This is a genomic window from Methanosarcina mazei S-6 (assembly GCF_000970205.1).
Lineage (GTDB): Archaea > Halobacteriota > Methanosarcinia > Methanosarcinales > Methanosarcinaceae > Methanosarcina > Methanosarcina mazei.
In genome coordinates this window covers 2,615,177-2,639,888 of record NZ_CP009512.1, presented here as the reverse complement: position 1 = coordinate 2,639,888, position 24,712 = coordinate 2,615,177, and the positions used below count along the sequence as shown (strand labels likewise).

The following is a 24,712-nucleotide window of genomic DNA, read 5'->3' as shown; positions in this document are numbered from 1 at the left end:
GGGATTCCGTAGATTTTTTAATGGATATCAGGGAATATGTGTAGATGGGCTCTCCGAAGTAATGGATATTGGAAACGTCTTTTGTCTCTTTCGGGGTAGCTGTCAGCCCGATCTGCGTTGCCGAAGAGAAATATTCGAGTATTTCCCTCCATGCGGAATCTTCAGCCGCGCTTCCCCTGTGGCATTCGTCCACAATCACAAGGTCAAAAAAGTCAGGGGAAAACTGTTTGTAGATGTTTTTCTCTTCTTCTGTGCCTGAAACAGCCTGATAGAGGGACAGGTAAATTTCGTAGGATTTTTCAGCCTCCCGGTTCTTGATTTTTGTCATTGCCTTCCCGAAATGCTTGAAATCGTTAATTTTTGTCTGGTCAACAAGGATGTTTCTGTCTGCCAGGAAAAGGATTCTTTTTTTCACCCCTGCCTTCCAGAGGCGCCAGATGATCTGAAATGCCGTGAGAGTCTTTCCCGTACCTGTTGCCATAACCAGCAGGATTCTGTCCTGCCCTTTTGCAATTGCCTCTATTGTCCGGTTAATTGCTATACGCTGATAATATCGCAGGGATTTCTGCCGATCGGAAAAATAGTCCTGGGTTACGATCCTCTGCCTGTCTTCGTCAAGCCCCTTCCATTCGCAGTATTTCCGCCAGAGAAATTCAGGGGAAGGAAATTTGTCCAGAGAAATTTCCTCTTCTACCTTTCCAAGAGTGCCTGTCCTGTCGTGGAGCAAAAAGGCATCCCCATTCGAGCTGAATGCAAAAGGAATGTCCAGCATCTCAGCATACATGAGCGCCTGCTGCATGCCCTCTCCAACCGTGTAAATATTCCTCTTTGCTTCCACAACTGCAAGAGGAAGGTTGGGTTTATAGGAAAGAATATAGTCAGCTCTCTTTGGTTTTCCTCTGCTCGCAGATGAACCTTTAACAATAATCCTTCCCCTGGTAAGGTTTACTTCTTCCCGGATCTGTTTTTCTTCCCAGTTAGCCCTTTTGATCGCAGGCGTGATAAACTTTGAGCAAATATCCCGCTCACTCAGTTCTTTTTTATTTACCTCTTCCATTTACAGTCATCCAGCGGAATTTACTAACACTCTAGACGGTAATTAATATAAGTGCAGTCACTACTTATACTTTTAAATTTCTTGTGTTTTTGAATTCCTGCCGGCTTAATTATTTTTCAGCATGCTCCGCCTATTTTTGTATTTCCTTACAAAGTGTTATACTGTTAATATAATATTATACGATTTAATACTTAATTATTTTATTAAGATATTGATTATACGCATGCGTCGAAGTTATTCGTTAAAAATAATATATACCCCAAATGCGTAGTATAACTTGCGTTCTCATCAATTGAACACCCACAGCAAACAACACCTACTCCAAAAGATCTACCCCACTAAAGTATTAAAAAACGAAAAACTCTCAACCCACAAGTCAAATAACTCCAACCTCTTCCCAAACTAAAGACTTAGAAAGTTAAATCTTTTAGATGCCTTTCGGAACTTCCAGGTATTTAGATGGGAACGCAAACTCTTTTAAAATTAACCTAAAATTATCTGAAATTTCCTGCACTGAATTTTCCACGTTAAATTAACAATTTTGAAATTCCCTAAGTCAAACTGTTTCATTAAGTTTCAATATTTCAACATCACACAATTTTTAAAATTTCTGTAATTATAAACTTATTATATTTCTGTAATTACAAACTTATTATATTGCTGATATAATCTTAGATCATTAAACTAATGTTATTCCGGTTCTATTATGATTATATCTCCTCATTACGATTATTCGTTAAAAATAATATATACTCCAGGTGCATAGTATAACTTGCGTTCTCATCAAATGAACACCAACCAGCAAACAACACCTACTCCAAAAGATCTACCCACAAAATAACTGAATATTGAAAAACTCTCAACCCACAAGTCAAATACCTCAAACCTCTTCCCAAACCAAAAATTCAAAAAGTTAAATCTTTTAGACGCCTTTCGGAAACTCCAGGTATTTCAGATGGGAACGCAACCTTTTCTAACAAAGCTAAATAACTTTTTTAACAAAATTAAATAAAACAGCAGCATAATTTTTCTATTCTCAGAGCTTCAAAATCTGTTTTCTTCTTCCTGGATATCCTGACCCTTTCCGGCTTTTTTCATAATCCCTTCTGCAGCCATAATTCCGGTTGCAGCGGCATTTACTATATCCCTTGAGAGGCCTGCACCGTCTCCTGCTGCAAAGAGGTTTTTGATGCTGGTTTCCATATGGCGGTCCACGTCCAGGTGCATGGCATAGAACTTGACTTCAGGAGCGTAAAGCAGGGTCGAGTCCGAAGCAACGCCGGGGATAATCTCGTTTAAGGTCTCAAGGCCTTCAATTATGTCCATGACTATCCTGTGAGGAAGAGCCATTGAGATATCGCCAGGTGTCACGTCTTTTAATGTATTTATGACCAGGTTTCTGGCAAGGCGCTCTTTTGTTGACCGCCGTCCGCGCCTCAGGTCTCCCATGCGCTGCAGGACTGGTTTTCCTCCTCCGATCGTTGTCGCGAGTTTCGCAATTGAGCGGGCGTATTTTGTAGTGTTTTCCATGGGTTCTGTAAGTTCTATACGGACAAGGAATGCAAAGTTGGTATTTTCTGACTCCTTATTTGCCATGGAATGCCCGTTTGTTGCAATAAAGTCCTCGTATTCTTCTTTCACGACAAAACCGCGCCTGTTGGTGCAGAATGTCCTTACAAAGTCGTCATATCGGCGGCTCTGGATATGGAATTTAGGGTCACGGTTGATTTTAGTAACAGGGTCCATAATAATAGCAGGGACTTCGACTCTGACCCCTATGTCAATTCCGCCGTAACGGGCTTTCAGGTCATGTTTTTCTATCATTTCCGAAACCCAGTTGCAGCCCCTTCTTCCTGGAGACAGGAGCACATAGTTTGCGCGGATAACCCTCCCGCCTGAGAGTATAACTCCTTTGCATTCCTTTCCTTCTATCAAAAGGTCATGGACTTCGGTTTCAATCAGGAAATCCACTCCTTTATCAACAAGATCCTGTTTGAAGCGCCCGATGAGTGCAGGTGCATTGTCCGAGCCTATATGCCTCTGTTTGATCTCTATAAACCGGGCTCCGACAGAAGCAGCCCTGCGTTTTAATTCCTCTACTTCCGGGCCTTCTGTAAGAAGGGCAGTCTGGGGTGCACCGAATTTAAGGAAAACCTTATCGACCCTGTCAACCAGCTCCCAGGCTTCAGTCTGGTCTCCGGTAAGGGCTGCCAGGTCACCTCCTATGTCAGGCCGAAGGTTAAGTGTCCCGTCAGAAAATGTCCCGCAGCCTCCAACCCCGCACATTATCTCGCACGGGGCACAGTGCTTGCAGTAGCTAAGGGCTTTCATAGGGCAGGAGCGCTTATCAATGTCCCTGCCCATATCAATAACAAGAATTTCCATCTTTCCGGCTGCAAGTTCGTAAGCCGCAAACATCCCTGCAGGTCCTGCTCCTATAATCACGACATCATATGCAGATTTTATCTTTTCTTTCTCAACAGCCCGACCTTCGTTACTCATGGGCAACTCCCCCTAGTTTTTGATTAAACATCAGAAAAACTTATTAATTTCCTTAATCTTATCAATAAAAACTTTTTCATAAAATGCAGCGAACTTCACATTATTTCCGCAAATAAATATATCCCTGATTCTTATTTACATCTTCCTTATGCCGCACCCACAGCCGCTGTACAGGGTCTTACTGGCAAAAATCAGCAATAAATCTAATATCTGTCCCCGAATGTGAAGTATGCCTGTGAAATTCCACAGGCTACTTTTTTAAAAGCTGCTTATCTAACAGCTATTTATCTAACAGCTACTTCTTTCAGTTTAGATATTAACCTGAAATCTCAACAATCAGGGACTTGTTTAACTGAAATCTCTGTTACTGAGATCTCTGTTTATATTCACATTTATTTCAGTCCTCAGTTTGCGGATCAATTACCTGATTGACCTGTTACTGAATGAAAGAAATTGCAAGCATAACGCCCATAAATAGGCAGGTATACATCAGTATGAAAAACAACTTTTGCAAATAACCTTCCTCCTATTCCCACTTTATTCATTATCTTTCCCACTAATTAACATATATGGAGGTTTCAGTATAAAAAACTTTCACCAATCAATTTTAATATTTATTTAAAGTTATATCCTTGCCAGAAAAGAAAAGTTCGAAAAGAAAAGTTCGAAAAGAAAAGTTGAAAAAACTCAGAAAAACGAAAATACTTTGGAAAAATCTTCTTCAGCTCATTTTTCGAATAAACAATTTTTTGACTGCTTTTTTCTCTTTACTTTCAGGATCCCCGTTTTCTGCGGCTTCAAAAAGCTCGGTCCATGCCCTGAAATGATAATCACTGCCTGCTCCAAGGTCTCTGATCCTTATCTCTAAAGGCTTTTCTTTTGTGGCTCCCTGTTGCCCTGCGAGTTTCTTATGAAATGTTTTTGCTGCGGCTTTTTCCGGGGTAGGGGCTGAAACAACTCCGATCATTCCCCCATTTTCATCCGTGGCAATGAAAGTCTTTTCCTTTTTTTCCTTCCCTGCCTGAGGCTCCTGATTTATATTCTCCCTCCTGAGCTGCCTTCTTACCCTGTCAAGGGCATCTCCTGAACTTTTTCTTTCCTGCGGGATTGTTTTCCGGGCTCTGGCTTCAGAAAGGTGCTTTTCTTTTTTCTCGGGTGGGATATAGGGGGCTTTTCCAAGGAGCTCGTGCAGGAGCATTATTGCCGCGTGTTTATCTAGAGGTTCATTATTGTTCCCACATTTGGGGGACTGTATACAGCCAGGGCAGCCACTTTCACAGGGGCAGCTTTCAATGGCTTTTAAGGTGCCTTCCAGTACCTCTTCAATCAGGTCATAACCTTTTTCGGCATACCCGACTCCTCCCCTGTGTCCGTCATATATGAAGATCCCGCTTTTACTCCCAAGGTCAGGATGAGAAGGAGTTGAAACCCCTCCTACATCGCTCCTGTCCACAAGCAGGTGCAGGGGGTACATGGAAATTATTGCATGTTCAACAGCATGGATCCCTCCTGCAAAATCAAGTTTATGGTCTCCTATCATTTCCTGCAGCCTGTCGGGCAGTTTGAGCCAGAGCGCGACAGTCTGGAGGGTAATGGGAGGCATTTCAATTTCATGAGCGCTCATCGTCTCGTCGCTGTGGGTCCTTATTTTCCTGTAACCTGCTATCCTGTCCGTTACCTCAACTTCCCCAAGCCCTACCTCCACCTCAGGGGCGTGCAGAAGAGGTTTTGCTGCATAAGTCTCCTGGACCACGACTGACGAGTCTATCATCGGTTTTGTATAATAGCTGTCGTGCGTCTTTATAGCGTGAATTTCCCTTTTCTCATGGTCTATCCTGTTTATGTAAAAGGATTCTCCCCTGTGAATGTAGACTGCACCCGGATGGCACTCCCGGAAAGCCAGGGTCTCTTCAATGTCTTTTTCTATCGGAAAGCTCCTTTCCCCCTCAAAGGCGAGCAGAGAGTAAGTATTATTATCTATTCCCCTCAGGGAGACCTGTTTATAAGGGAAAGGATCGGTAGAATATTTCATGTCACTACCAGCAAGCAGCCCTTCCGCTTCCAGGAGTTCAACAACTCTTGAGTATCCGCCGCCAAAATACTTTTCATCCGATTCCCTGAGAGGTATTTCTTTTGCTGCGCAGAGCAGGTGCCCTGCAAGGATGTAGGGATTTTTGGGGTTAAGAACGGCGTTTTCACTGCTTCTTGCAAAAAAGTCAGCCGGGTTTCGCATATAGTACTGGTCGAGGGCATTTGTCCCGGCTACCATCAGGACAAGGCTTTCATTCCCGCTCCGGCCCGCCCTTCCTGCCTGCTGCCTTGCACTCATTACCGTTCCCGGATAGCCGTCAAGGATGCAGACATCAAGCCCCCCTATATCTATCCCGAGTTCGAGGGCATTTGTGGAAATAACGCCTCTGAGCTCTCCCGAATTCATTTTCCTTTCGATTTCTTCTCTTTCCCGGTCAAAATATCCGCTCCTGTAAGGGCAGATTGCAGAGGGAAGCTCCCGGTCCCTTAAAAGTTCCATGCAGGTCCTGTACATCCTCTCCACACCCTGCCTTGACCGGGTAAAAGCCAGTGTCTGGAGTCCTGCCTGGACTGCTCGCGTGAAAAGGGCAGAGGCTTCGGAAAAGCTGCTTCTCCTTACTGTGCATCCTCTCCCGTTCATGTAAAGAGGCGGGTTCCAGAACACAAACTTCTGGGGCCCCTGTAAAGACCCGTTATTTTCAACCACCACGGCTTCCCTTCCCAGAAGGGTTTCAGTGTGGTCTTCAGGGTTCCCTATAGTCGCCGAGCAGCAGATAAACTGCGGGGAAGCCCCGTAATATTCCGCAACCCTGAGGAGCCTTCTCAGCACGTTTGCCATATTGCTCCCTATAACTCCCCTGTAGTAATGGCTCTCATCAACAACAATAAACCTGAGGTTTGAAAAAAAGCGCCTCCACAGGTGGTGCCAGGCAAGAAAACTCATGTGCACCATCTCAGGGTTCGTAAACACAATATTCGTCTTTCCATCCCTGATTTTTCTCTTCTGGTCCGCGCTCAGAGCACCTGTATAGCGGGCTATGCCTGCACCGGAATTTAATGCACCTTCAAATTCGAGGAAAGCTTTTAGCTGGTCATTTACAAGGGCGTTCAGGGGAGAAATATAAAGGGAAGTAGCCTCAGGGTCCTTCAGGACAGCTTCAAAAACAGGTATCATGTAAGTAAGGGATTTTCCGCTTGCCGTGCTTGTACAGAGCACCAGGTCTTTTCCTTCCCTTACCTTTTCTATAGCTTCAGCCTGATGGGAATAAAGGGCTTCAATTCCTGTGCCTGAAAGTGCAGCTTTTATCCGTACTTCCAGTTCAAGAGGCGCATAACATGCATCCCTTGCTGGTGTTTCTTCAATATGGACTATCTGGTTTTCATAGCGGATGGAAGCTTTTATTTCATTCAGCAGGCAGGAAATTTCCATTTTTCTACTCCACGTTTTCTACTTTTGTTTCACTTTCATTTCACTTTTGTTTCACTTTCATTTCACTTTTGTTTCACTTTCATTTCACTTTCATTTCACTTTCATTTCACTTTCATTATGTCATGCTCTGCAAATTCGGACAGGAGCTAATTTTCCGGAGCAGTATTTATTTTAATTTTCAGGCATGGATAAATGTTATGCTTTTACCTGATCCGGGTCCGCCAGCTCTATCAGCAGGAACGGCGCGGACGGGATAAAAGATACAGGCTTGCCACGGAGTAATATTAATCTATTGATTGCCTGTGAGCCAGTTCAGTATGGATATTCGATGAATTTTGCTGCCGAGCTACATTCAAGAGAACAGTATATAAGTTCCTCTAACCCGTCCATCATCGTTCTCCATGCCAGATCAGTCCTGTCCCGCTCGATGCAGGAGAGTAGCCCTTCCCAAAATTCAAAAAAAGAGAACTGGCATATATAAGTCCAATTCTGCACGTATCGTTTTCCGGTATACAAACAATCAGAATTCAACTTTCGGAGTTTCCCTTTCTGCCTGCGGGGTTTCGAATAAGTCTTTCTTTCCGAATCCCGAGAGAGATGCGACGATGTTTTTGGGGATCGTCTGGATGCTGATATTGTACTTCATAACAGTATCATTATAAAACTGCCTTGCATAGGCTATTTTGTTTTCGGTATCCATGAGGTCTTTCTGGAGCTGCAAAAAGTTCTGGTTAGCTTTAAGGTCGGGATAATTTTCCGCAACTGCAAACAGAGACCTGAGGGTTGAGGACAGGTAATTTGATGCTTCTGCTGTTTCATTGACACCGTTTGCAGACATTACAGCAGCCCTGGCTTTTGTAACATTTTCCAAAAGGGTCTTTTCGTGCCCTGCATACCCTTTTACGGTCTCTACAAGGTTAGGGATAAGGTCATAACGCCTTTTAAGCTGTACCTCTATCTGGGCCCAGGCGTTTTCTACCCTGTTTCTCTGTTTTATAAGGTCATTATAAATTATAACGAAGAGCAAACCGAGAATTATTACTGCTATTATTAGAATTTCTGTTATCATTATAGATCACCTTCTCCTTCGTTAACTGCTTCCTTCCATCACTGTTTCTCCTGTCACGTTTTCCTTCTTTCTTCAGTTACTTTGACCACGGTTTTCTTCAAAAGTATTTTATCGGGCTCCTCCTCCTCCACCGCCCGAGCCGCCTCCAACACCGCCCACTCCGCCTCCGCTTCCGCTCGAAGATGGGGCAGATGATGTGTAAGCATTCCCAAACCCGGAACCGAACTGGCCATAGCTGTGGTGCACATAGTAAAAGTGGCTTGCTTTAAGCTGTTCAGCAGGAACGACTAAGGACATATTTTTAAGGACTTCTTCTGCGACTCCAAGGGCGGTTGCATAAACAAGATATGAGTCCCAGAGTTCGATTGATTCCGGGGGATGTTCCTTGAGCGCGGAAAAATCTGTGAGGTATTTTTTGAAGTTAGCCCATTTTTTATAATAGAGCCTTCCTTCAGGAGTCCAGCGCCCGAGGACTTTTTCAAACGCGCTGGAGAAAATTATCATGATTACTGAAAAGACTGTTATAAAAGCCACCAGCAAATTGGCACTGGATGCAAGGGGAAATGCATCTGAAGGGAAATAATTGGATAGTATGATAAAATAAGCAATTGCTACGATCAGAATTGCAATGCTGAAAATAACCATGTATTTATTTCCTGTTGACCGGAAGAGTTTCTCAATCACGACATGCTTTTCAACCTTCTTATTCCATGCAGTGATAAATTCATAGAAGCCGGTTCCTTTTCCAAGTTCTTTTTTCAACCTGGCCCATGAAATTTTGTTTCCTGAAGAATGTTTTTTCAATAAGTTGAGCACGTCTTTCTCGAAGTCTTCCAGTTTCGGGAGGTCTCCCCTAGCTCCTGAATACGACACCGGGCTGGCAATTTCAATTAAAATGTCTTCATCCTCGGATTTGAAAAGGCTCAGTGCCCTTCGTTCTTCAGATTTTACAGTCCTGAGAGAAATGTAACCAAGGTTAGCAAGGTTCATTACCGTAGCAGTAAACCCGTCCATCGTGGGGGTGCCTATTTTTCCCCGCATAATGGCATTGACAACTGCTGGTCTGGATGCCGTAGGCGGCTCTCTTTCATATATTGCTTCGTAACCAATTTCCGGTTCTCTCCCGTACCTCAAATAAATGAAAAGTGGCAGTGCAAGGGCAATGAGAGTGGATAAAATTATCAGCCCGTAAAGGCCTTTTAAAATCGAGCCTTTTTGCTGATATTCATTTTCAATAGCAAGAATTTCTTCAAGGCCCTCTGCATCGTCTATCTTGACAAAGCTGGAATCGGGAGACTCTATCCTTGGAAAAACAACCCTGATTTCATACCATTGATATGAAGGAATTTCTTTTGTCCTTAAATTTACCACATTTTTTTCCACATCGATATTCCGGGTATAGCCGGTCGGATGGATCCAGTACTGAAGCTCATTCTCGCTTTCCACAGGGAGCGTAATGTTTCCTCTCAGGTTTCCGAGGGGCTTTTCCCATTCTTCACCCCAGAGCTTATAATGGAATTCCGAAATATCGCTGTGGACCTTGACTGCGCCGTAATGGTCATAAGAAATAAAAAAAGTCACTTTTTGTGGAGTGGGGGAAGGAAGTTCGCCTATCAGCTCATAGCCTCTGGAAGTCTCTTCTACTCTGAACCTGCAAGCCTCATCTGAACAATGTCCTGTAATATTCTGGATTGATTCCCCGGACGGCACTTCCAGGATTCTAAATACTTCACTGTAATCTCCGTCAAATGCGTATGAAATCGATTCTTCAACATGGACCAGGCCTCTGGAATCTATAGTTATATTCGTTCCTGCTTCTTCCAGAGCATAGTCTCTAGCACTGGCTGAAGGCACCAGACAGAGAAAGACAAGCAGAATAACAGTTGTTATAGCTATTTTTAAGACCGCAGAATTAGTATTTACTTCTCTGACAGGTTCAGCAGAGCCTTTCGAAAATCTCAACCGGAATCCTCCAACTCTATATTATCTTTTGGATATTAATATTTTATTGGAGTTTTATGTAAATAAACAGAACGAAAATAAAAAAGAGACCAAAAGAGACAGTTTGTAATTTGGAAACATAAAATCTTTAAAAGCTGGCAGTTCTTTCAATTTGAGTTCTTTCAATTTGTTTTCTCAGTTTTACAGTGGTCTCTATTATTACAGAGTACTATTACAGAGTACTATTACAGAGTACTTATTAAGGTACTGAAGTAACTTATTCAGGCCCGTCGCCCCTCTCCTTAAAACTGCTGCTCTTACTGCTTCTTTCTGTTCCATCCACGCCCTGATTGGGTGAAGAACAGGCATTTTCAAATCCGTGCACGGAATGATCATAATAATGGTAGCTTATAGGGCGGAAACTGCTCTCTTCAAGCTTTTCAAAAGGAACAATAAGGGACATATTTCTAAAAGCCTGCTTTGCAACTCCCAGGGAAGCTGCATACACCAGATACGAATCCCATATTTTCACGGATTCAGGAGGACAATTTTTGAGAGCAGACTGGTCCGTGATATATTCTCTAAAATTGCCCCAGAGTTCATAGTAGAGCTTCCCTTCAGATGTCCAGCGCCCGAATACCTTTACAAATATCTCTGAGTTTTTTGTCATAATAAATCCCCAGATCCCTATCAAAGCGGTCAGCGTATTAACCTTTGACACTCCCGGAAACTCGCTTGAAGGAAAATATCCTGAAAGCGCAATATAATAAACAATCGCAGATGCAAGAATAGCCCGGGAAAACAGGTTCATATATGTACTTCCTGTTGACTGGAAAAACCTGTCAATTTCACTATGTTTCCGAACTTTTTTCCCCCATGACATTATAAACTTATAAAACTCCTCTGTACCTTCGAGCTCCTTTCTGAATTCTCTCCAGGAGATTTTTCTTTCGGAAGAGTGATCATTTAACAGCTTGAGTATATCTTTTTCAAAGTCTATCAGCTCGGATTCTTTCAGTTCGGATTTGCTTCCTCTAACTTCGGGATGTTTTCCTTCAATTTCATAATACTTTCCTTTAATTTCGGGACACATTTCATGGTTGAGTTCTATCATGAAGTCTTCTGGCTCTGACCCTGAAATGTTTGATGAGTCTGCCTCTTCGGGTCCTGAATTCCTCAGAGAAATATAACCACGATTAGCAAGGTCCATGAATGTGGCAGTAAATCCGTCAATTGTGGGGATTCCCAGTCTCCCTTTCATAATAGCGTTGACAACGGCAGGTCTGAAATCCTCGTCTGGCTTTCGTTTATATATTTCTATTAAACGTATTTTCCTCTTGTAATCTGTTTTACTTTCGTGATCTGATCTGTCTTCATGACCTGTTTCCTTTTCGTGACCTGCCCCCTCTTCAGAGTTTGTTTCCATTTCGTGATCTGTTTTCTCTTCAGGGTTTGTTTTCCCCTCAGAGTTTGTTTTCTCCTCAGAGTTTGTTTCCCCTTCGTAACCTGTTTTCTCTTCTAAACCTGTTTTCAGTTCTCTCCCGTATATCAGGTATATAAAGACAGGAATCACAAGGACGAAGAACAGGAAGTAAAGGGTTATGTCATAAAGCCCTTCTAACTTCAACTCTTTCTGTCGATATTCTTTTTCCTCAGCCAGTATTTTTTCAAGATTTTTCTCGTTATCTATCTGGACAGAGCTGGAATCTGGTGATTCTATTTTCGGAAAAACCACTCTGACTTTATAATCGTAAGAAGAGGGGATCTCTTCTGTCTTTAAATTGAGGACATTATGATTTAAGTTCTCTTCCTGCGTATAGCCGGCAGGGTGAGTCCAGTAAAGGATTTCACTGTCGTTTTTTAGCGGAAAGGTAATGTTTACTTTCAGGTTTCCAAGCGGCTTCTCCCATTCTTCGCCCCATTGTCTGCGAAATTCGGAAACGTCATCGTGGACTTTGACCGCTCCGTAATGGTCATAAGATACATAAAAGGTCAAATTTTCCGGAGTATGTTCCGGAAGATCGCCTATTAACCTGTATCCTTCAGAAATCCTTTCAACTCTGAATTTGCATGCATCGTCAGAACAGTAACCCTTAATATTCCGAATGGATTCTTCTGTTGATGTCCTGATCATTCTGTAAACATAGTTGTAATCTCCATCAAAAGTGTAGGAAACCGATTCTTCAACGTGAACTGCGCCTTCCGGGTAAATAGTAATATTCGCTGTCGCTTCTTCCAGGGTGTAATCTCTTGCACTTGTCTGAGGTGACAGAAAAGGAACAATCAGCAAAAGAAGAAATATTTTCAGTGCTATTGAATTGACACCTGATCCTCTGGCGACATTTGATCCTCTGGCGACATTTGATCCTCTGGCAGGTTCAAAAGAACCATTCGAGAGCCTCAATAGATTTTCCTCCAGATCCCCCGTTATATGCTTTAATTCCCTGGAGTCTTCTTAATACTTATTTCCAGAACCCGGTTTTTTTAATATATGACAACGGGAAAAAATTAATCTCTGGAGATTCCCAGGCTGTTTAACGGGAATTTCTGTGCTGAAAGATAATTGGTCGTGTCCTCATATTATTGAACAGGAACTCTAAATGTTAATAGTTCCTTTAAACTCCATATGTGATCAGTTATTCCTTCTGCCATAGCTGGAGTCCTTTGAAACCATTTTCTGTTTCCAGAATCTATTTTTAGCCTTAGAGACTTATGAGGTTTTATAAAGTTATACCATGCCTGGAATAAATCAATAGCTTTCTGATGCATCCTTTTGGTTTTACTGAAATTCATTCCTTTTCTTATAAATCTTGCAAGAGATGTCCTTATCGTAAGGTTAATCCTTTCTGCATAAGAAGTTCCAATATAACTATCCGCATCAGCTCCAAGCATTTCGAATATCTCATCAGGATCTCCAAAGATGATACGTTGAACTGTTTCAACTACATAATTTTTTACCTTTTTCTTCAATACTTTGACATATTTTAAATCGTCAGGTGGAACCAGTTTAGGTAGCGGTTTTCTTCCGATACCTTTGTATTGTGGCAACTCGATTTTACCATAAACGTTTATAAGTGCTTCTTCAAAGGCATCCCAATCATCTGAGGTAAATACAGGAATAGGAGAAGATGTGGAACGCATCTTCTCAACTTCTTTAAATAACTCTATAGCATCCTCAGCACTACGTTTTCCTTCATGATGAGAAAGGAGCAATCTTGTGTCACTTTTGATTGCTGTAAGTGAATACACATCCCCACACTCTTCAGAATCCTCGTCAGTCACATTTTTTTGCTTTTTTTTATATATGACCAGATCTCATCAACCTCTACTCTCGTAAGATTAAGATTTTTGAGGAAATAAGTTGTAACTTCTTCTGCATGGGTTCCTGCAATCTCAAGCCATCTACAAATAGTGTCTTTACTATGTCCAGTAGCTCTTGCAACTCCACGAATACTGCCTTTTTCAGGAAGCATAGCTATTGTCCTTAGAACTTCTTCATCTGGAGTGTTTAATTCGAAAAATATTGTACCTTTGGTTTCACTAAAACATTTTTTACAAGTTTTACATTTAAAAAGAGCATGGTTATTTTTACCATATCTTTCTTTAAGGACTATATTCCCTTGATTTTTAATTCCATAATCAGTGCAGTCTTTGTTCCAGCAAAAAAATTGTGAAAAATCGATTTCAGAAGTGATTAAGATGCCCCCAAATAATAATAGATTCAAGATTATATAAAACTAAGTCAATGATTTGAGGACACGACCAGATAATTGTATGTTAATCTTTACAGGAAAATCCCGGAGATATATTTCTGGAAATTTGATTGATTGACTTATTGACTGACTTATTGACTGATTCTTCCTGAAAGCTTTGAAGGGGGCAAAGCTTTAAATCAAATGATTCAGTTGTATCGCATGTTTCATTTTCGGGATTAGGTCCCGTTGGGATGTGGTCCTGCTGGCAGGGCTGAACCGTGAAACATAAGTGAAACTTGGTGTTTAAATTGGTAAAATCTTTTTACGGATACGTACGTGATGCATGGAAGAACCCTGATGAGACCTATGTGAACGAACTCCGCTGGGAGCGCTTGCAGGTCTGGAGAAAGCAGGGATCCGTGACCAGAATTGAAAGGCCCACAAGAATCGACAGAGCACGCTCCCTTGGATACAAAGCCAAGCAGGGCATTGTTGTCGTCAGGGTAAATGTACGCCGCGGAGGGCTTGGTCATGTAAGGCCCAACCGTGGAAGAAGGACCCAGAAGATGGGAAAGAACAAGGTATCAGGTGGAATGAGCATCCAGAGGATCGCTGAAGCCCGTGCTGACCGCAAATACCCGAACCTTGAGGTCCTTAACTCCTACTGGGTAGGGGAAGACGGAAAGCACAAGTGGTTCGAAGTCATCCTTGTAGACCCGCACCACCCTGTAATAAAGAGCGACAAGAACCTGAACTGGATCTGTGATGCGTCCATCAGGGGCAGAGCCACCAGGGGTAAGACCAGTGCAGGTCGTAAAGGCCGAGGCATGTCCACACGCGGCAAGGGTACTGAAAAGACCAGGCCGAGCATCCGTGCGCACAAGAGTCGAGGCAAGTGATTCACCACATAATAATGCGTGTGATCGCCCACGCAACCGAAGACACATCCAGAGTCCGCGAGGCTCTGGATTTTTTTTTATCAGGTGCCGGCGTAAAAGAAGGGAGTAAACTCATAGAAGAGCTCCAGGCTGAAGGGCACCATGGAAATCCCATTACTATTCTTAGCGTGCAGCTTAAAAGGAAGGCAGAATGCCTGAAATTTGCCCGTTTTATCCGGGAAAACTTTTCCGAAGAAGACGTGGAAATGCTCAGGGAAGAAATGCCTGAAAGGCTGGACGATGACCTGGTCTTTCACCTCCGCTTCGACAAGCAGGCGGCATACCTCCAGCAGGTAAAACTGACCGGTTCCTCGGATGCAATCACTGCAAAGGTCAAGATCGAGACCTACCCGAAGAACAGGGAAAAAGCCGGAGCCATAGTGGAGGAATTATTTGGGTAAACCTGAATTTTACGATTTTTGTGTTCATGCTGTCCCGGACGGGGCTAATGCTGTAGAGGAACTGTCTTCCCTTTCCCGGCATTTGGGATACAGCGGGATTGCCCTTGCCAACCATTCTGACAAACTCCCGAGTAAAAAACCGGTACTGCCTTCGATTGAAGGATTTGAAGTTTTCAGGGGAATTGAGCTTGTGGAAGAAAACCCTTCGAAACTTCACGGTTTAGTAGGAAAATTCAGGAGCTCAATGGATGTCCTGATCGTGCACGGGGGATCCGAAGCAGTCAACAGGGCTGCACTTGAAAACCCCAGAGTGGATATCCTTAACCATCCTGCATTCGACAAAAGCAGCGGGTTAAATCAGGTACTGGCAAAAGCAGCCGCAGAAAATGGAGTTGCAATAGGCATTACGTTAAGGCCTCTTTTACATTCCCGGGGTTCAAGGCGCATCCGTATGCTCTCTGACCTTAAGGCAAACCTTGAGCTTGCCAGAAAATACGATGTCCCCCTTGTGCTGTGCAGTGATGCCATGTCCTGCTATGATCTTCGCTCCCCCATGGAGACTCTTGCTTTTGCTGAGGTCTGCGGGCTTGAAGAGGATGAAGCGCTTGATGCTTTAAGCACCGTTCCGAAAAAAATTATAAAAAAGAACCGCCCTGGCCCGGGATATGTAAGGGAAGGGATCGAAGTTCTTGAAGGAGAGGATATCTTTTGAAACGCCTGCTCCCTTCACTCCGCGCTAAAAAGCGCTATCTTGCTTTTGAGCTGATCTCGGAAGAGCCAGCTAGCAGAAGCGATATTGTTAAAGAGGTTATGTCTTCCGCGTCTTCACTGCTCGGAGACGTTACAACCAGCGACTGCGACATAAGGGTGCTGGGGTTCGAAAACGGAAAGGGCATTATCCAGTGCTCTCACACAAAAGTTAAGCAAACGAGAGCCTCTCTGGCTGCTCTTACCCGGATCAACGGTAAAAGGGCAACTCTGCACGTCCTGGGAGTTTCCGGTACTGTTAAAAGGGCTACGGAAAAGTTTCTGCAGGATGAAGGTGTATTCAGCTCCTGAAGCCTGGTAACAGGTATCAGTGGAGCTGGTTCAGGTCTCTGAATAAACCAAGACCTAGGAGCTTTACCTGAAATCCTGGGAAATCAGTTCCCGGGCGCTGGTCTTCAGGGTTTTCAGTTTGCTTTACTGATCTTATTTGTGTTATTATTCATTCTTATGTTAGTATTCATCTTCTGTGATTACTTTTGAATACTGGAGTCTAAACCCTTGATACTGCACTGGATTATCTCCTGCAACCTTTGTGACGTGTGCGGAAGATTTTGATAAGAATATTTATACATACATAATAACATTTATTAAGAAGATCAGCATGTCTTATCCTGCTTGAATATTAATTCAAAATTAGTATTATATGCATCTTTACATACGATGGACACAAAATGGCTCATAGGGTTTATATTCTGTATTGCTTATATCCGGTCCTGTTTATATGAAATAAGACTGATAACCGCCTTAAATCAGTGAACAGAATTCTGAGATACTGATAAACAGTATTATAAACCATTATTAAAACCAGATTAAAACCAGTGTTAGAACCGGTATTATAAATCAGTGTTAAAACCAGTATTGAGCAATATAAACCTGTGTTGATCAATTGTCTAATTAATTACATAAATTTAATTACATAAACGAGTCAGCCAGTTTAATTACCAGCAAATGAATTAAGGATAAATCCCCGGGGGCTGAAAAGTCCGGGGCTGGAATATAATCAGTCTAATATATACTACAATGAATGATTATTAGTGTAACAAAGTATAATACTGATTGGCAGGACTGATTGACAGAAGAACAGCTGTACAGAGACTTTCAGTAGTTTGTGCGCAGGTAATCCGGGAGTCTGGATTAAGGGCGTTCCATTATCCGGGTTCAGGGTGGCTGCAGGGGGATATTCTTCCTTATACGTTTCAAATCTGGCATTAGGCGCCAGAAAAGTCCCTGACTCTCATAAGCGTTATAACTGAGTAAATACACTTTATTTACGGATATAGTTAACATTGGAATGAACCTTCAGACTCTGTAATAAATCATAAAAAACTAACCTAAGTGCGTAATCCGGGCTATACCAGGAAAACGTGCTTTACAGGGTAAAAGTGCCTTTAAAATCCCTGTATTCGGGGTATTTTCCGCTGGCTTCGTCCAAAAAATCGGTTCAGGATAAAAAGTCCCGCATAATATGCTAAAAACTCTAATAAGGGAGAAATACGTTATAGGGAATCAAAAATCTGTTTCCTTACCTGAACACTGGGTCCGGGACTTTCTCTCCTGAACTTTCAGGATATCCGTACAGATATAATGCTTACTGACCAAAGCCTTTTTTGGGCATGCGGTGGTTTAGCGCACGGTTCTGCGGATTTAAGATCCCTGAGGAAAAATAACCGGTTTCTGGCCGGGAAAAATTGAAACAATATGGAATATAAATTAAGGCAAGGAGATACGGAATATGCAGATGGCACCACAGATGGGTTATGACAGGGCAATTACGGTTTTCAGCCCTGACGGAAGACTTTTCCAGGTAGAATATGCCCGCGAAGCGGTCAAAAGGGGAACAACAGCCGTAGGAATCAAGGCAGCCGATGGGGTAGTGCTGCTGGTTGACAAGCGAATAACAAGCAGGCTTGTGGAAGCCGAATCAATCGAAAAAATATTCCAGATTGACGACCACATAGGAGCCGCAACCTCAGGGCTTGTGGCAGATGCCCGCTCTCTTGTTGACAGGGCCCGTGTAGAAGCCCAGGTAAACAGGGTTTCATATGACGAACTCATTGGTGTGGAGGTTATCTCCAAGAAAATCTGTGACCACAAGCAGACATACACCCAGTACGGAGGGGTTCGCCCTTACGGAACCGCACTCCTGATTGCAGGCGTGGACGACAACAAGCCAAGGCTTTTTGAGACTGACCCGAGCGGCGCTCTCCTTGAGTACAAGGCAACAGCCATAGGCGCAGGCAGAAATGCAGTCGTCGAGGTCTTTGAGGCAGACTACAGGGAAGATATGAACATTGATGCTGCTATCCTTCTCGGGATGGATGCTCTTTATAAAGCTGCTGAAGGCAAGTTCGATGCCGGAACTCTTGAAGTGGGTGTTGTGTCCCTTGAGGATAAGAAATTCAGGAAATTAGGTCCTGAAGAAGTTGAGAACTATGTTCATCAGATCCTTGAGAAACACAAAGGAAATGAGAACAAAGAATAAAACCTATAAATATTTAGAGAATGAGTAATCAGAAAACTCTGATTCTCAAACCCTGCATTTTAGAGAAGGTATTCGAAAATGGTGTCCCTGGACGAGGCAGTGACTGCTCGACTTAAAAGAGGCAGTAAACATTTCGAAGTCCTGGTCGAGCCCGAAGGGGCTCTGGCCTATAAACGAGGCGAAGAAGTAAACCTCGAAGACATTCTGGCAGTTGAAACTATCTTCGAAGATGCAAACAGAGGAGATCGGGCAGCGGAGTCCGATATAATCAATTCCTTTGAAACAACCGATCCCTTTGAGATTGCTGCCGTTATCCTGAAGAGCGGAGAGCTCCAGCTTACCGCTGAGCAGAGAAAACGAATGCTTGAAGAGAAAAAGAAAAAGGTTATCTATACCATTTCCAGAAATGCTATAAACCCTCAAACTAGAGCACCTCACCCTCCCGCAAGGATAGAGAGAGCGATGGAGGAGGCAAAGGTGCACATAGACCCTTTAAAAAGCGTGGATCAGCTGGTAGCAATTACGATGAAAGCCATTCGCCCGCTCATCCCTATACGTTTTGAAGAAATTAGTATTGCTGTAAAAATCCCTCCCGAATATGCCCCAAAGGCATACGGAGACATTTCCAAAGCCGGAACCATCACAAAGGAAGAATGGCAGCGTGACGGCTCATGGATTGCAGTGGTAAGGATTCCTGCGGGAGTCCAGACTGATTTTTACGCTCTTATAAATCATCTCACAAAGGGAGAGGCTCAGACTAAACTTTTATAAGAGGATGTTGGATGGATAAAAAAATAGTGATCCCTGGTGACCTGTTATCCGATGATGTAAAAAAATCCGGATACGGGACGTATGTCAAGAACGACAAAATCTATTCTTCGCTTTGCGGCATTGAAAGCCTCAAAGAGGATAAAGTTGGAGTGATCCCACTTGCGGGAGCGTATATCCCCTCGGTGAACGATGTGGTGATAGGGGTCGTTATTGTGGTTACTCCATCCAACTGGATACTGGATATTGCAGCTCCTTATGACGGTTTGCTTCATGTGTCCGAGTATCCGAGACGAGTCGAATCCCGGGAAATGCCTGAAATTCTGGACGTAGGCGACTCTGTTATTCTCAGGGTGAGAGATGTGGACAGCTCCATGAAAATCGAGCTTGCCCTGAGAGACCCGAACCTTCATAAACTTAGGACAGGCCAGATTGTTGAGGTTGAGCCTGTGAAAGTTCCCCGTGTAATAGGACACGGCGGTTCCATGATCTCAATGCTGAAGAAAGAGACAAACTGCAGCATTTTCGTAGGTCAGAACGGCAGGATATGGATTGATGGGAAGGACGAGGATATAGAGCTTTTGAGTAAGGCTCTCCGGAAAATCGAAGCTGAAGCCCAGCGTTCCGGGTTGACAGACCGGATCTACAATTTTTTGAAAAATGAACGGATGAAAGAGAAAGAGTCCAAGCCCGTTGAATTTTTAAAAAATGAAAAGACGGATGTGAGTGTGGCAAAGGAAGATCATTCCGAGGATATATACCGGAAGATCGATGTACTGCTGGACCCCAAGAATTGATTTCCGGATAGAGTCAGGAGAATTTTAGGTAAGCTTCTCTAGAGTATTTTGGTTTAGGAGTTGTTTGGAGATTAAAGTATGAGTAATAAACCTGAAAACCTAACATTAATCACCGACGATGGGCTGCGCCTTGACGGGAGACGTGCGGATGAGATAAGGCCCATGAAAATTGAAGTCGGTGTACTTTCGCGAGCTGATGGTTCATGTTATCTTGAATGGGGCAGGAATAAGATCCTTGTAGGCGTGTTTGGCCCCAGGGAGGCTCATCCCCGCCGTAGCCAGCGTGCGGATTCGGCAGTTATCCGTTACAGATATAATATGGCTTCATTCTCTGTAGAAGACCGTGCTCGTCCGGGGCCAAGCAGGCGGAGCATCGAGATATCAAAGGTTTCCAGGGAAGCTTTCGAGCCTGTGATAATGGCTGAGCTGTTTCCGAAAACAGCAATTGATATTTTTGTTGAAGTTCTCCAGGCAGATGCAGGGACAAGGACAGCAGCAATCAATGCTTCAAGCATAGCCCTTGCAGACGCCGGAATTCCTATGAAAGGACTTATTACCTCGTGCGCTTTCGGGAAAGTTGACGGAAAGATTGTTCTTGACCTTAATAAGGAAGAGGACAACTACGGAGAGGCTGACTTCCCTGTAGCAATGACACAGGACGGAGAGATTACTCTGATCCAGATGGATGGGAACCTTACTCCTGATGAAATAAAGCAGGGCCTGGAACTCGTGAAGAAAGGCTGTAAGGAAATCCTCGAAATCCAGCAGGCAGTCCTGAGAAAGAAGTTTGAAACCCCTGTTGAAGAAGTTTCTGAAGAAACAGCCCCTGAAAAGGGAGCCGAAAAAGAAGTGCTGGAACCTTCCCCTGTAGCTGCAATTGTTGAAGAAACTCCTGAAGAAGCAGAAGAACCTGAAGTAGAGATTTCAGAAGAAGTTGAAGCTGAAATCCTTGCCAGTGAGGTAATTCCCGACTTTGAAGACGAGCTCGAAGAAGAGATCGAAGAGGAACTTGAAGAATCTGAGGAAGATCTCGAAACCGAAGAAGAGGAATTTGAAGAGGAAGCTTTAGAGGAAGAAGCTGAACCTGAAGAAGACCTGGAAGAAGACCTGGAGGAAGATCTGGGGGAGGAGCTCGAGGAAGAAGAAGAGGAGCTTGAAGAAGAGGAATTTGAAGAGGAAGCTCTTGAAGAAGAGACTGAACTCGAAGCCTCCTTAGAATGTGCACCTGAACTCAAAGAGTTTGACGAAATTGAAGCAAGGCTCGAAAAAGAAGATGCTTCCATAGAAGCAGAAGAGGAAATTGAGCCTGAAGCTGAGGAAGCTACCGAAGAAGGGCTGGAAGAAGAAGCCGAAATTGAGGAAACTGCTGCATCAGAAGAAGAAAATATTGAGGCTGAAGCAGAAGCTGAAGAAGAGGCCGAACCTGAGGTTGAGGCAGAGGAAATTTCCACTGAGGCTGAAGAAGCTGAAGAAGAGCCTGAGGAGGAAAAATCCGAAGGTCCCTGGAAGGTAGTAAAAGATCCCTCTGAAGCCGGAACCAGAGGTGAAAAAGATGAGTGAAATCATAGCCACACTTAAGAAGGATTATATTTACAACCTGATGATCAAAGATAAGCGCCAGGACGGTCGCGGCTTTAAAGATTTCAGGGAACTCAAACTCGAAACAAATGTTATCTCCAAAGCAGAAGGTTCTGCAAAGGTCACCCTCGGAAACACTCAGGTGCTTGTAGGTGTGAAACTTCAGACTGGAACCCCGTTCCCGGATTCCCAGGACGAAGGCGTGATCATTACCAACCTTGAGCTTAACCCCATAGCTTCTCCTGAGTTTGAGCCCGGGCCACCGAGAGAAGATGCAATCGAAATGGCAAGGGTCGTTGACAGGGGGATCAGGGAATCAGGCGCAATTGATATAAAGAAGCTCTGCATAACGGTTGGAGAATCCGTCTGGATTGTCTTTATAGACGTCCATATCCTGAATAACGACGGAAATATCATTGATGCATCCTGTCTCGCTGCAATTGCAGCCCTCATGACCACCATGGTCCCGAACGAGCAGCAGGGACTTGGCGAGAACGTGCCCCTTGCTATGAAAGAGATGCCTGTCGGCATAACACTTGCCAAGATCGGCTCAAAACTTATGGTTGACCCCTCGCTTGATGAGGAAGCAGTCTGCGAAACGAAACTGACAATAGTTTCAAGTTCTGACGGGTCTGTTGCAGGCATGCAGAAAATGGGTCCTGTCCCCCTTACAGAGGCAGAGCTCTTCGAAGCTATAGATATGGCAATTGAAAAGGCAGCCGAAATCCGCGGGCTCTACCTTGAAGGGCTCGCAAAAAGTGAATAAATCAGGCAGGATTAATTAAATATAAATATTAAATGCCTGTATTACGGTCTAAGTGCACGTCTATAAGGTGATAAAAGAACCCCATATCTCAGGGCTGACCTGCCCTCGGAGAGACCCGGTTCTATCCCTTCTGACTTAACAGTACATTTTAGGAGTTATAACGATGGCAAAAAAGTTCACTAAGAAAGGAAGAATTTCCAGATCTGCAGGCAGGTTTGGTCCCAGGTACGGGAGAAAAGACAGAAAGCTTGTCGCAGACCTGGAAGAACGCATGCGAGCCCCGCATGTATGCACCAAATGTGCCCGCCCGACAGTGGGAAGGATTGGAACAGGGATCTGGAAATGCAGCAAGTGCGGACACACCTTCGCTGGCGGGACTTACATCCCATATACGAGCGTTGGTCAGACCCTGCTGCGCACAATGAAGAACGTTGCTGAGGCAAAGTAAACAGACACTTTTCAGGTACGTGAGGTTGTATGGGATATAAGTGCACTCGATGTAAACAGAAAGTGGAAATTGACTACGAGTACACAGGTATAAGGTGCCCGTACTGCGGACACAGAATCCTGGTAAAAGAGCGTCCTACAACTATCAAACGCATAAAGGCAGAATAAGGAGTATTAGTTACTCCTCTTGCCGGATAAGACGCAAATTGGTTGTCTGGATAAAAAACAATTTTTAAGTACTTGGACGGACAAAAACAGATGTTTCCTGTCCGGACAGTACATACCTACTTCTATTTTGACTTTTTTGTTCTGAATTTACTATTTTTGTCAATCTGTCAGACGTTAATTCATTAATCCATGTCGTATCTCGGAAGAAATTAAGGTTTTCTGAATAAGCAATTTTTAAGTTTTAGGACCAGCTCTCATGTAATATTAGTTTCGAGGTCGGCTCTATGAGAAACATTATAGATAAGTATATAACTATAAAAAATAATACTTAAAGTAAGATGTCGTCTCTTACAGGATAACAGCATATCTGGATAAAAACGGAGAAATTTAAAAATAATAATGTGTTACGTAAAACTTATTTCAAAGAATTTGACAGCACGGAAAACCCGGTGAATATCCCTAAACGGTGAATATCCCTAAACGGTAAATATCCCCAAAATGATTAAAAAAGTTATGAGTTGAAGTAATGTAAGGGGGCGAAATAACGGACAAGACGCCATTAACGTGTGGAGAATGTGAAAAGTATAACAGATCCTACGGATTTTGCCAGAAAATAATGGAATATGTCTCTCCTTACGAAACTGATTTTAGATGTCGGAAAAAAAGCTACAGAGTTTCTACTGAACTGTGATTTTTCTTTATAATCCTTTTTATATTCTCCTTCCTGTAGCATGTGCTTCCGGTCCGGATGATTTTCAGGTGGAGCGAAAGTGCAAAATACTCCCGGTTTCATCAAGGGGAATATGCTAGTTACTACTTCTCGCAAACCTTCTGCAAAAAGCCGGACGCTTTGCAAGCTTCTTTCACGCTTTACTGCCAGCAGATGCATTTCCCGGGGAAAAATGGGCATGCAGGAACTTCTGGATTTTACAGAAGGAAATACCTTCATAGTCGTTGGGGAGTACCACGGAAATCCGGGGGAGCTCAGTTTTCACGACAATGAAGGAAAGCTTCTTTTTTCCATCAGGTTTTCGGACCGGTATTCTGAGGAAATCGATTCTTACTGGTTTCCGGATGTTCTTCCGGTGCTCACTGGCGAAGGAGAGATTGCTGAAGCTCTTGAGTCTTTTTTCCATTTTGAGAGGGTCGAAAGTGACAGGGTCGTTCAGCTTCCTCAAAATTCTCTTGTGATGGCAATAGGAGATAAGGAGATTGATTTTATGGGCAGCGGAAAGTCCCTTTTTAAATTTAACATTAAAGGTTTCAAAAAGTACTGAGAGAATAATTTTTTCAACCCTTAAGTTATAAGCAGAGCCATTTTAAGAACCGTGGATTAATAGTTTAAAAATCAGGATTTTTTATTTAGCTTCTTTCCAGGAGAAATTTTATGAAACTTTCCGCAGAGTTTACATTTGAAACCGATACTGCCGAACAGATCTATCAGGCCGTCCTTCCGGAACTTAATGAAAGTTTCTCTGAAAGGTCAAAAATAGGGCTGACCCTTGAAGACTCAAACAAACTTGTACTTACTGTTAAAGCCGAAGATACGGTCTCCCTTCGCTCCGCCCTCAACACATGGTTCAGGCTTATCCAGATTGCTCAGGAAGTCCTTGAGGTCACATCTGAAGCCCGGTGAGTGTTTTTACAATGCCTCCACGCTGGCAGATTAAGTTCTTGAGAATAAAATCCAGAATATTATTAAATTTTTATTAAAGAATATTTAAGTCTATTTTTAAAATTTTATAATATAATAAGTCTTAAATTACAGAATAAATATTAACTTTTCTATAATTTCTTCATAATGTCAACGTAATATTATATACTTATATTTCCTTTTTAAGACACAATTTCATAATTTAGTGATTTCTCATTTTT

General features: G+C 43.1%; 20 protein-coding genes and 1 pseudogene. 13 read left to right on the top strand and 8 right to left on the bottom strand.

Translation table 11 applies throughout. The features are described 5' to 3' along the window. Positions 1-28: 28 nt before the first annotated feature. The 8 genes and pseudogenes from hsdR to MSMAS_RS19540 form a co-directional block, all read right to left on the bottom strand. A pseudogene (gene hsdR / locus MSMAS_RS11230) lies at positions 29-1,057 on the bottom strand (EcoAI/FtnUII family type I restriction enzme subunit R); the annotation flags it as partial. 1,044 nt (positions 1,058-2,101) lie between these two features. Beyond that, complete coding sequence (locus tag MSMAS_RS11225; protein WP_048036975.1) at positions 2,102-3,559, bottom strand: NAD(P)/FAD-dependent oxidoreductase; 1,458 nt, start codon at positions 3,557-3,559, stop codon at positions 2,102-2,104. A 721-nt stretch (positions 3,560-4,280) separates the two neighbouring features. After that, the gene (locus MSMAS_RS11220; protein WP_011034525.1) at positions 4,281-7,019 is read right to left on the bottom strand and encodes a DEAD/DEAH box helicase; all 2,739 of its coding nucleotides are present in this window, start codon (positions 7,017-7,019) and stop codon (positions 4,281-4,283) included. A 520-nt stretch (positions 7,020-7,539) separates the two neighbouring features. Next, positions 7,540-8,088, bottom strand: coding sequence for a LemA family protein (locus MSMAS_RS11210; RefSeq protein ID WP_048041171.1), 549 nt, complete (start codon positions 8,086-8,088; stop codon positions 7,540-7,542). 108 nt (positions 8,089-8,196) lie between these two features. Next, entirely contained in the window at positions 8,197-10,050 is a 1,854-nt protein-coding gene (locus tag MSMAS_RS11205; protein ID WP_011034527.1) for a DUF2207 domain-containing protein, read from the bottom strand. Positions 10,051-10,306: 256 nt separating this feature from the next. Then, positions 10,307-12,433, bottom strand: a complete 2,127-nt coding sequence (locus MSMAS_RS11200; RefSeq protein WP_230633247.1) for a DUF2207 domain-containing protein — start codon at positions 12,431-12,433, stop codon at positions 10,307-10,309. 176 nt (positions 12,434-12,609) lie between these two features. After that, positions 12,610-13,311 carry an IS1 family transposase gene (locus MSMAS_RS18905; RefSeq protein ID WP_155395171.1) on the bottom strand — a complete coding sequence of 234 codons (702 nt, stop codon included), beginning with the start codon at positions 13,309-13,311 and terminating at the stop codon, positions 12,610-12,612. Further along, the gene (locus MSMAS_RS19540; RefSeq protein ID WP_011033920.1) at positions 13,308-13,754 is read right to left on the bottom strand and encodes a hypothetical protein; all 447 of its coding nucleotides are present in this window, start codon (positions 13,752-13,754) and stop codon (positions 13,308-13,310) included. The genes MSMAS_RS18905 and MSMAS_RS19540 overlap by 4 nt, the downstream gene beginning before the upstream one ends. A 278-nt stretch (positions 13,755-14,032) precedes the next feature. Here MSMAS_RS19540 and MSMAS_RS11185 point away from each other — a divergent pair, with 278 nt between their 5' ends. The 13 genes from MSMAS_RS11185 to MSMAS_RS11130 all read left to right on the top strand — a co-directional run bounded on the left by MSMAS_RS11185 (position 14,033) and on the right by MSMAS_RS11130 (position 24,473). Next, on the top strand, positions 14,033-14,623 hold the full coding sequence (locus MSMAS_RS11185) for a 50S ribosomal protein L15e (protein ID WP_015412676.1): 591 nt from the start codon (positions 14,033-14,035) through the stop codon (positions 14,621-14,623). Next, positions 14,620-15,063: an RNA-binding protein gene (locus MSMAS_RS11180; protein ID WP_011034530.1), complete on the top strand. Its 444-nt coding sequence runs from the start codon at positions 14,620-14,622 to the stop codon at positions 15,061-15,063. The genes MSMAS_RS11185 and MSMAS_RS11180 overlap by 4 nt, the downstream gene beginning before the upstream one ends. Next, the gene (rnp3, locus tag MSMAS_RS11175) at positions 15,056-15,775 is read left to right on the top strand and encodes a ribonuclease P protein component 3 (RefSeq protein WP_011034531.1); all 720 of its coding nucleotides are present in this window, start codon (positions 15,056-15,058) and stop codon (positions 15,773-15,775) included. The genes MSMAS_RS11180 and rnp3 overlap by 8 nt, the downstream gene beginning before the upstream one ends. After that, positions 15,772-16,122, top strand: coding sequence for an Rpp14/Pop5 family protein (locus MSMAS_RS11170; protein ID WP_011034532.1), 351 nt, complete (start codon positions 15,772-15,774; stop codon positions 16,120-16,122). The genes rnp3 and MSMAS_RS11170 overlap by 4 nt, the downstream gene beginning before the upstream one ends. 1,441 nt (positions 16,123-17,563) lie before the next feature. After that, positions 17,564-18,313, top strand: a complete 750-nt coding sequence (gene psmA, locus MSMAS_RS11165; RefSeq protein ID WP_011034533.1) for an archaeal proteasome endopeptidase complex subunit alpha — start codon at positions 17,564-17,566, stop codon at positions 18,311-18,313. Positions 18,314-18,391: 78 nt separating this feature from the next. Then, positions 18,392-19,084: a ribosome assembly factor SBDS gene (locus tag MSMAS_RS11160; RefSeq protein ID WP_011034534.1), complete on the top strand. Its 693-nt coding sequence runs from the start codon at positions 18,392-18,394 to the stop codon at positions 19,082-19,084. A gap of 11 nt (positions 19,085-19,095) precedes the next feature. Then, on the top strand, positions 19,096-19,878 hold the full coding sequence (gene rrp4 / locus MSMAS_RS11155) for an exosome complex RNA-binding protein Rrp4 (protein WP_011034535.1): 783 nt from the start codon (positions 19,096-19,098) through the stop codon (positions 19,876-19,878). Positions 19,879-19,956: 78 nt separating this feature from the next. Next, positions 19,957-21,438 carry an exosome complex exonuclease Rrp41 gene (gene rrp41 / locus MSMAS_RS11150; protein ID WP_011034536.1) on the top strand — a complete coding sequence of 494 codons (1,482 nt, stop codon included), beginning with the start codon at positions 19,957-19,959 and terminating at the stop codon, positions 21,436-21,438. Next, positions 21,422-22,222 (top strand): exosome complex protein Rrp42, encoded by an 801-nt coding sequence (gene rrp42, locus MSMAS_RS11145; RefSeq protein ID WP_011034537.1) that lies wholly within the window; start codon positions 21,422-21,424, stop codon positions 22,220-22,222. Before rrp41 ends, rrp42 begins: the two co-directional genes overlap by 17 nt. A gap of 163 nt (positions 22,223-22,385) precedes the next feature. After that, the gene (locus tag MSMAS_RS11140) at positions 22,386-22,670 is read left to right on the top strand and encodes a 50S ribosomal protein L37ae (protein WP_011034538.1); all 285 of its coding nucleotides are present in this window, start codon (positions 22,386-22,388) and stop codon (positions 22,668-22,670) included. Positions 22,671-22,699: 29 nt separating this feature from the next. Beyond that, complete coding sequence (locus tag MSMAS_RS18340) at positions 22,700-22,837, top strand: DNA-directed RNA polymerase subunit P (RefSeq protein WP_011021777.1); 138 nt, start codon at positions 22,700-22,702, stop codon at positions 22,835-22,837. 803 nt (positions 22,838-23,640) lie between these two features. Continuing rightward, positions 23,641-24,114 carry an rRNA maturation protein gene (locus tag MSMAS_RS11135; protein WP_011034539.1) on the top strand — a complete coding sequence of 158 codons (474 nt, stop codon included), beginning with the start codon at positions 23,641-23,643 and terminating at the stop codon, positions 24,112-24,114. A 110-nt stretch (positions 24,115-24,224) separates the two neighbouring features. Then, a complete protein-coding gene (locus MSMAS_RS11130) occupies positions 24,225-24,473 on the top strand; it encodes a KEOPS complex subunit Pcc1 (protein ID WP_011034540.1) in 249 nt (82 codons plus the stop codon). The last annotated feature ends 239 nt before the right edge of the window (positions 24,474-24,712 follow it).

Bases quoted from the DNA above. Each gene is read 5' to 3' on its own strand.
- MSMAS_RS11135 (WP_011034539.1), top strand. From the start codon at position 23,641: ATGCTAGTTACTACTTCTCGCAAACCTTCTGCAAAAAGCCGGACGCTT.
- psmA (WP_011034533.1), top strand. From the start codon at position 17,564: ATGCAGATGGCACCACAGATGGGTTATGACAGGGCAATTACGGTTTTC.
- MSMAS_RS11130 (WP_011034540.1), top strand. From the start codon at position 24,225: ATGAAACTTTCCGCAGAGTTTACATTTGAAACCGATACTGCCGAACAG.
- rrp4 (WP_011034535.1), top strand. From the start codon at position 19,096: ATGGATAAAAAAATAGTGATCCCTGGTGACCTGTTATCCGATGATGTA.
- MSMAS_RS11140 (WP_011034538.1), top strand. From the start codon at position 22,386: ATGGCAAAAAAGTTCACTAAGAAAGGAAGAATTTCCAGATCTGCAGGC.
- MSMAS_RS11160 (WP_011034534.1), top strand. From the start codon at position 18,392: ATGGTGTCCCTGGACGAGGCAGTGACTGCTCGACTTAAAAGAGGCAGT.
- rrp41 (WP_011034536.1), top strand. From the start codon at position 19,957: ATGAGTAATAAACCTGAAAACCTAACATTAATCACCGACGATGGGCTG.
- MSMAS_RS11210 (WP_048041171.1), bottom strand. From the start codon at position 8,088: ATGATAACAGAAATTCTAATAATAGCAGTAATAATTCTCGGTTTGCTC.
- MSMAS_RS11225 (WP_048036975.1), bottom strand. From the start codon at position 3,559: ATGAGTAACGAAGGTCGGGCTGTTGAGAAAGAAAAGATAAAATCTGCA.
- MSMAS_RS11220 (WP_011034525.1), bottom strand. From the start codon at position 7,019: ATGGAAATTTCCTGCCTGCTGAATGAAATAAAAGCTTCCATCCGCTAT.
- MSMAS_RS18340 (WP_011021777.1), top strand. From the start codon at position 22,700: ATGGGATATAAGTGCACTCGATGTAAACAGAAAGTGGAAATTGACTAC.